Consider the following 7,856-nt stretch of genomic DNA (forward strand, 5'->3'; position numbering starts at 1 on the left):
AGTTTTTTAATTTGGTCTGATCGTAACCAACCTTTATATACAATTGTTTTGCGTGATAAGCTCGTAAAATACAATTCTAAATCGCACTGAGTCGAATAGAACTCTAATTGTTTTCTCGCTAAAAACAAACGCTTTTCAACATCTTCAATGCCCCTAATATCAATAAACACTTGTTGAATGACTGGCATCGTATCTGCTACATGTTTAGCAATGGCATCTTTATTAACTGGTACATTACGATAACCAAGAATTGATAACCCTTCGCCTTCAAAATATTTTTTAAAAACTGCTTCATGTTCAGAACCTAAAATGCGTTCTTTGGAAAAAAATAACCCCACGGCATATTCACCTTCACCTGGGATATCAAAGTCCGTTACATGTTGTTTGAAAAATGCAAAAGGTATTTCAGTCATAATACCTGCGCCATCACCAGTGATGCCATCTGCGCCGACCCCGCCCCTGTGATCTAAGCGTCGCAACATTTCAAGCGATTTATCAATGATGTCGTGAGACCTTTTATTATCCATATTCGCATAAAAACCAATACCACACGCATCATGTTCCTCACGATAGTCATATAAGCCTTTAATTAATTTCTCATTGTGCATGATGCACACCCCTTTTTTAGAATATTCTGATATTAGTTATTAATGATAATTACTATAATCTAAAAAATTTATCTGTTCAATATATAAAATAGAAGATATTCATCTAAAAAATAGAACATTTATCAATAATATTGCTATAATAGTTACAAAACACTCATTTTCGGAGGTGCCTATATCGCTATGGAAATTAAACAATTAAGATATTTTATCGAGGTCGCTAAAAGAGAACATATCTCCGAAACAGCACTTGAACTAAACATTGCTCAATCAGCGATAAGCCGTCAAATTACATTATTAGAACAAGAACTTAATGTGTCTTTATTTAAAAAGCAAGGACGCAATATTACGCTCACATCTGAAGGGAAATTATTATTTAATGAAGCTCTGCGTATTATTGAACATTTAGATAGCACGATTGAACAATTTCAAAGCCATGGATTAACTAAAAATAAAAGTATCTACATTGGCTATGATGAGAGTGACGTATCCCACATGTTACTACCACTTATCCAAACGTTTCATTTACAAAATGATACACATGTCATACCGAGCTTATTAGATCATGACACGATTATAAATAGCGTATTAAATGGGAATATAGACATTGGTTTCACGGAACTTACACCAGAAATACGTAAACACAAACAATTACATATGCTACCTTTATTCGAAGAGCACTATCATTTATATGCGCCTTCAGACGATCCAATTACGATGGCGACACACCCACCATTAATTCAGTTTGAGCATAGTCATATTTATTGCTTGGCACCATTTGCCGAAACTGTAAAAAAACAATTGCGCAAGATTACTAAATCAGATGTATACACAATCAGTAGCCAACCACTTGCGCAGTATCTCCTTCGTCAAAAAGAAGGTTACATCATTTCATCACAAAATATACATTTACCAGAATCTAAATCATGGATAGATATAAAATTAGATCATACTGAATTAAAAAGAACGATATGTGCTATTACAAAGGAGCCTTATACAAAGAGTGATATTGGCATATTATTAACACTTATTCAGCAATTAATGACTAAAACGTCTACATTCCATTAAGTAATTCGATGCTATCAATGATGATTTTCGTTTTACACTTAGCAGTAATATCTTTGAAAATAAAAAATTAAGGGCGTATAATCACCATATTAATTCATTCATAGAATTGGGGTTTTGTTTTTGAAATATAGAAATTTATTTACAAAGCCATTTAATATAATTTTAGGTTTGTTCTGCATCGCATTCATTGGTGCTATTTTATTTACATTCAATAATGAGAACTTTTACAACAAACCAATTGGTCAAATTATAGATGTCAAACATGTTTCTTCGACACCTACAAAAGATGCACAAAATAATCGTGATATTAAATATAAAAATCAATTAAAAGTCAAAATATTAAATGGTCAATTTGCTGGAGAAACGACGACGATTAATCATCAGTACGTCAAATCGCAAGCAGATTCTGAGGCATTTCGCACACACGAAAAAGTATTATTACATATTTCTAACAAGCCGAGTGATGCTTATATTATAGAAAAGAAGCGTGATACCTTAACGGTTATCATCACTGGTTTGTTCTTATTAACTGTATTATTGGTTGGTCGCAAAGTCGGACTGCAATCGATTTTATCGTTAATCTTGAATTCTATTGCCATATTAATCGCAATTTACATTCATATTCAACATAGCAATATTAATTTATTCTTACTCATGACCATTGCCATGATCTGTTCAACAATACTCACTTTATTGCTCGTTACAGGCTGGCATATGCGTACACTCATTACCATAGCCAGTACAATTATCGGAACTTTTTTGAGTATAGGTTTAACAGAATTAATCATATATATGACAGATGGTAAAGGCATTAAATATGAAACGATGAACTTTTTATCATTACCACCGAAAGATATCTTCCTAGCCTCAGTGTTAATAGGTTCACTTGGCGCTATTATGGATGTTGCAATTACAATTGCTAGTGGTATGCATGAAATTTTACAGCGTACGCCACACATTTCAATGAGGAGATGGGCGCTTGCTGGGCGAAACATCGGCCAAGATATTATGGGAACAATGACTAACATCTTATTATTCTCATATTTATCCGGTGCACTACCTATGTTTTTAATCTTTTTAAAAAATGCAAATACTGTGACTTATACTATTTCGATGAATTGGTCGTTAGAAATTGCGCGCGCACTAACAGGCGGTATAGGTATCGTACTTACAATTCCTATCACAATATTGTTTATGGAAATATTTGAAACATTAAGGAGGGCGAAACAATGAATGCTGTATTTATATTGGCGTTATTGCTCCTCTTTCTGATGATAATTTTCGGAGGTAAAAAGGGATTCATCTCTTATTTAACCCTATTTTTAAATTTCGCTATTTTAATTATTAGTATTGTATTGATTATTTTTGGCGTACCGATTTATGTCGTCACATTCTTTTTCTGCATTATTATTGGCGCTTGTAATTTATTCGTACTCAATAGTTACAATGTTAAAACACAAGCTGCATTTATCAGCACTATCGTTACAACAATATTGTTGATTACACTCATTTATTTATCTGTCTACTTCGGTCATCTACAAGGCTTTTCAACCGAACAACAAGATGAAACATATGTGTATTCAATGAATATTGGCATTGATATGGTTCAATTTATGGTGTTCACTATTATTCTTGCTGTTATTGCAGCTGTGATAGATTTAACGATTACCATTAGTTCACCCATTTATGAATTGCATCAAGTAAATCCAACACTTACGCAATACGAATTATTCCAATCTGGCATGCGTGTTGGTAGAGAAATTTTAGCGACATCTGCGAACACGATTTACCTTGCCTTTTTTGGTGGCCAACTTGCTTTATTTATTTGGTTTTTCAAACTTAAATATTCATTTGGTCATATTATAAACTCGAAAATATTTGCCCAAGAATTTATTTCTATTATTTTAGGCGGTATTGCCGTTGCAATCAGTATTCCGATTACGGCTTGGATTACGGCATTTTTAATAAAAAGACCATCTCGACAGCGCAAAAATGATGAGTCTATCAATTAATCGCAACTAGCAATATAACTTAAGTTAAGCGACCTGTGGATATATGTCAATTGTTCACTAGGTCGCTTTTTACTATATTAAATTGTCCGGTGATCTATAACAAAAAGCACCTTTATTCATCATTAATTGTTGTGGTCGACGATGAGTAAAGATGCTTTTAAATTTAATTTATTTTATAGTTAACGCCATAATATGAACAGGTCTTCCGATGAACATACTATCTCCCATATATTGATATCCTTGTTGGCGATAAAGTGCCATGGCATGTGGATTGTCAGTATTAACCGTTAACACAATCTCATTAATATCCTGAAATGTTGAAGTGATAAATGACGCCAATTTTTCCATTACCACTTTACCTATTCCTCTATTACGATAACGTTGATCAACACTAAATGACCTGAAAAATACTGCATCTTGGTTATCGCTAAATGGTGCGACCCCTTTTCCACGATGTAATGTAAAAAAGGCCACACATTGCCTGCCATCCATTACAACGATGGGATACCTTTCATTATCAGACATTGCAGCTGTAATATTTTCCTCTGGCGTTTTAACAAACTTCAAATCACTTTCACTTAATTGAAAAGCTTCTAACATCGAATAATCTTGTGGGACATAATGTCGTAACATGATGGTGTCATTATTTGTCATGTTTACCACCATACGTTTCAATCCAAACTTTGACAGCAGGCGCAATCAACGCATCATTATCTTTATCAATCCAGCGTATATCCGTAATTTCATTATTGATAGTTACGTTTTCCCAATCGATTTTGGTTAATGCGCGAAATCCATTTAACTCAGTTAACATATCCTGTTGTGGATATGCAGGACCTACAATTGTCCCGATATATTCAATTTCATCCATTGTTAATGTTAAATTTAATTCTTCTTTTACTTCTCTTAACAGCGCGTGTACTTGTGATTCTCCTTCTTCTATTTTACCACCTGGGAAATAATACTTTTCGCGATTCCTTACTTGAACAAGCAATATTTTATCAGCTGTTTCTTCAACTAAACAGACACATTTAATCATCTTTGACACCCCAACTTTGTGAAATCAATTTTTCAAATTATACTGTACAATTATGTTATCATATATGAGTAGTTATAGCGCAAAACGTTAGCAATTCAGCGCACCCAACTTTTCATATAAACAGAAGATACTAGGGGGAATTATTATTATGGCAAAACGTTCCAAATCACAACGTTTATCAAGTTTACTAAATGTCGCAGGTTTCATAGTCGACGGCTACAATGGCTATAAATATCATGCTAAAAATAAAAAATTAGTATATCTTTCATTAGGTTTAAGCACTGTAGGAACCGTGTTAGACTTTTACATTTCAATTAAGTCACCACGTAAGTTCAAAAAAGCAGTGGCAGTTGTTACTTTAATAACAAACGGTGCTAGATTATTTACAAGCATTCGCAAAGTAAAGCATGAATACTAATTCAGAAAAGGATTGGTCGAACATAGAACATGAAGTTCATTCGACCAATCCTTTTTCTTATACAAAAATTCCTATTACAACAATCACGACTTTGATAGCCCCGCCATAAAGTTTAGGATTCAATCCAACTTTTCAGCTTGTGAAATGTAATAGGAATTCATTATATATTTATATACGTAAGACTTTAGTGAATATATCTATAATTATTTACTTGGTAAGCTGGTACCGTTCTGTAAGTTAAAATACCTGGTGCAGCTGAATAGTTCATTTCTGAAACTAAAATACTACCATCGTTATTTACACGTTCTACAAACATAACATGACCATAATAACCTACATCTGTTTGAGCGATAGAACCTACAGTAGGTCTATTGTCGATAGTGTAACCATCTGCTGCCGCTGCGTTATCCCAGTTATTAGCATTCCACCAATAAGTACTAATACCTTTACCAATTTCAGCACGACGATTAAATACATGATATGTACATTGACCCCATGTATATAAGTTTTGGTGACTGAATACTGGTGTATTGTAACCTCTATTCGTAGTTGTTGCAGATCCTGAGTTCGTAGATGCATTACCAGTTACTTTCAATTTTTGACCCGGATAAATAAAGAAATTATTTAAGCCATTTAAGCTCATAATTTTTTGATAAGTTGTACCATATTTTGATGCGATTAATGACAATGAGTCACCTGCTTGTACTGTGTAGTATGATCCACCGCCTGAGTTCGTTGATGGACGGCTACTATTGCTCGCAGCGTTACTTGAGCTAGCAGTACCTGATACTTTTAATTTTTGACCTGGATAAATAAAGAAATTATTTAAACCATTAAGTCGCATAATGTTTTGGTAAGTTGTACCATATTTTGATGCGATTAATGATAATGAGTCGCCTGCTTGTACTGTGTAGTATGATCCGCCACCTGAGTTCGTTGATGGACGGCTACTATTACTCGTAGAATTACTTGAGCCAGATACTTTTAGTACTTGGTTTGGGAAAATTAGATTAGATGTTAAATTGTTTAATGACTTTAATTTAGCAATCGAAATCCCATACTTATTTGAAATTGCCCACACTGATTCACCCGGTTTTACTGTGTGAGTTGTAGCCGCATTTGCTTGAGTTGCCGCAACAGCGCTAATCGCGCTTGTCCCAATAATAGCTGCAATTACTTTTTTTTGCACTTTAAAATCCTCCTCTTGCTTAACTTTCCTAACATTCTTTTATCCGAATTTATGAATACTACATCATTATACGATTTTATTATGTATAATAGGTTGATGTTTGATGACATTATGATTACAAAAAAATCATATACTGTATCATCAAATTTTATAATTACCCCTTAAAATTATTACAACTTATTAGATTTTACAATATCTAAATTATTACAATTTCATAATATTTCACTATAAAATGATTACATTCCCTTTCTCTATTGGAAATAATTTTATTGTCAAACAATAACGCCCTACAAACATAAGCATGAACTTTGCTTGTAGGACGCAATATAATTTATTTTGCTAATGACGTTTCTATTGCCTTAATCTCATCTTTAGATAAATTAACAGGTTTCTCTCCATCTTTGACATCTTCCTGCAACGCTTTTTGAGCTTCTTTTGAATGATACAATTCTACGATTTTAGCATATGTTTTGTTATCCAAGTCTTTGTCATTAACTGCAACAATATTAATATATGGCTTTACAGCATCTGAATTTGATTTTTCTAAAAATATCGGATCATTTTTAGGATCTTTACCCGCTTTAGTTGCTACACCATTATTAATAACTGCAATATCGACATCAGATAAAGCACGCGCAGTTTGTTGTGCATCTACTGCAGTAATTTTTAAATGTTTTGGATTTGACGTTATATCTTTCACTGTACCTGCTAATCCGAAATCTTTTTTCAGTTTTATTAAACCAGCTGCTTCTAATAGTTTAAGTGCACGTGCTTGGTTTGATACATCATTTGGAATGACAACTTTAGCACCATCTTTAACCTTTTTGACATCTTTAATTTTATCTGAGTAAATGCCCAACGGTGCTAAAACTGTTGTACTCAATGCTGAAATCTTTGTTCCTTTATGTGCCTTCTTATACTGATCTAAAAATGCAAAATGTTGGAATGCATTCATATCAATATCACCATCGTTTAATGCTTTATTCGGTAAATTGTAATCGGAGAAGTGCTTAATCTCCACATCAATATCATCTTTTTTAGCTAATTCTTTAACCTTCTCCCAAGCCTTAGTGTCATTTGATGCGACACCAATTGTTACTTTTTTATCATTGTTACTACCACACGCTGCTAATAATACAAGTGCTACGATAACTAACCCAATCAATCTTTTCATTCTATCAATTCCTTTCAAAATCTTCACTATATATCATTAATGTCTACGTATGAATCTAGCTAGGACATTCCCTAGCGTTTGAATCACTTGGACAATAATGACTAATACAATAACGGTAATAATAATGACCGTCGTATCAAATCTTTGATAACCATACACTAAAGCTAAGTCTCCTATACCACCACCGCCAACAGCTCCTGCCATCGCCGTACTTCCAATAAGTCCAATAATCGCAGTGGTAATTGCTAATACTAATGAACCTAACGCTTCAGGAATTAAAAAATATCTAATGATTTGTAGTGGTGAAGCGCCCATCGCTTTCGCCGCTTCAATAATCCCCTCGTCTACTTC

Annotated in this window: 9 protein-coding genes and 1 pseudogene; 4 read left to right on the forward strand and 6 right to left on the reverse strand. The window is 33.5% G+C overall.

What is annotated here, in order from left to right; genetic code table 11:
• A pseudogene (locus tag IDG60_RS02300) lies at positions 1–608 on the reverse strand (glutamate synthase subunit alpha); the annotation flags it as partial.
• A gap of 180 nt (positions 609–788) precedes the next feature.
• Between IDG60_RS02300 and gltC the strand changes: the two are divergent.
• The 3 genes from gltC (at position 789) to IDG60_RS02315 (ending at position 3,685) form a co-directional block, all read left to right on the forward strand.
• Entirely contained in the window at positions 789–1,673 is an 885-nt protein-coding gene (gene gltC / locus IDG60_RS02305) for a glutamate biosynthesis transcriptional regulator GltC (RefSeq protein WP_000403915.1), read from the forward strand.
• A gap of 114 nt (positions 1,674–1,787) precedes the next feature.
• Positions 1,788–2,906, forward strand: a complete 1,119-nt coding sequence (locus tag IDG60_RS02310) for a YibE/F family protein (protein WP_001794550.1) — start codon at positions 1,788–1,790, stop codon at positions 2,904–2,906.
• On the forward strand, positions 2,903–3,685 hold the full coding sequence (locus IDG60_RS02315) for a YibE/F family protein (RefSeq protein ID WP_000994678.1): 783 nt from the start codon (positions 2,903–2,905) through the stop codon (positions 3,683–3,685). Before IDG60_RS02310 ends, IDG60_RS02315 begins: the two co-directional genes overlap by 4 nt.
• 168 nt (positions 3,686–3,853) lie before the next feature.
• On the opposite strand, the gene IDG60_RS02320 is transcribed toward IDG60_RS02315, so the two are convergent.
• Positions 3,854–4,339, reverse strand: coding sequence for a GNAT family N-acetyltransferase (locus tag IDG60_RS02320; RefSeq protein WP_000183668.1), 486 nt, complete (start codon positions 4,337–4,339; stop codon positions 3,854–3,856).
• Complete coding sequence (locus tag IDG60_RS02325) at positions 4,329–4,724, reverse strand: NUDIX hydrolase (protein ID WP_000588522.1); 396 nt, start codon at positions 4,722–4,724, stop codon at positions 4,329–4,331. The genes IDG60_RS02320 and IDG60_RS02325 overlap by 11 nt, the downstream gene beginning before the upstream one ends.
• Before the next feature lie 148 nt (positions 4,725–4,872).
• Here IDG60_RS02325 and IDG60_RS02330 point away from each other — a divergent pair, with 148 nt between their 5' ends.
• Complete coding sequence (locus IDG60_RS02330) at positions 4,873–5,142, forward strand: hypothetical protein (protein ID WP_001129473.1); 270 nt, start codon at positions 4,873–4,875, stop codon at positions 5,140–5,142.
• A 184-nt stretch (positions 5,143–5,326) separates the two neighbouring features.
• Here IDG60_RS02330 and aaa read toward each other — a convergent pair whose 3' ends face one another.
• The 3 genes from aaa to IDG60_RS02345 form a co-directional block, all read right to left on the reverse strand.
• Positions 5,327–6,331 carry an autolysin/adhesin Aaa gene (gene aaa, locus IDG60_RS02335; protein ID WP_001170264.1) on the reverse strand — a complete coding sequence of 335 codons (1,005 nt, stop codon included), beginning with the start codon at positions 6,329–6,331 and terminating at the stop codon, positions 5,327–5,329.
• A gap of 331 nt (positions 6,332–6,662) precedes the next feature.
• Positions 6,663–7,505: a dipeptide ABC transporter glycylmethionine-binding lipoprotein gene (gene gmpC, locus IDG60_RS02340; protein WP_000825530.1), complete on the reverse strand. Its 843-nt coding sequence runs from the start codon at positions 7,503–7,505 to the stop codon at positions 6,663–6,665.
• 36 nt (positions 7,506–7,541) lie between these two features.
• A partial coding sequence (locus tag IDG60_RS02345; protein WP_206160455.1) for an ABC transporter permease subunit occupies positions 7,542–7,856 on the reverse strand: 315 nt, incomplete at its 5' end.

It is taken from the genome of Staphylococcus sp. EG-SA-2, from assembly GCF_017152085.1.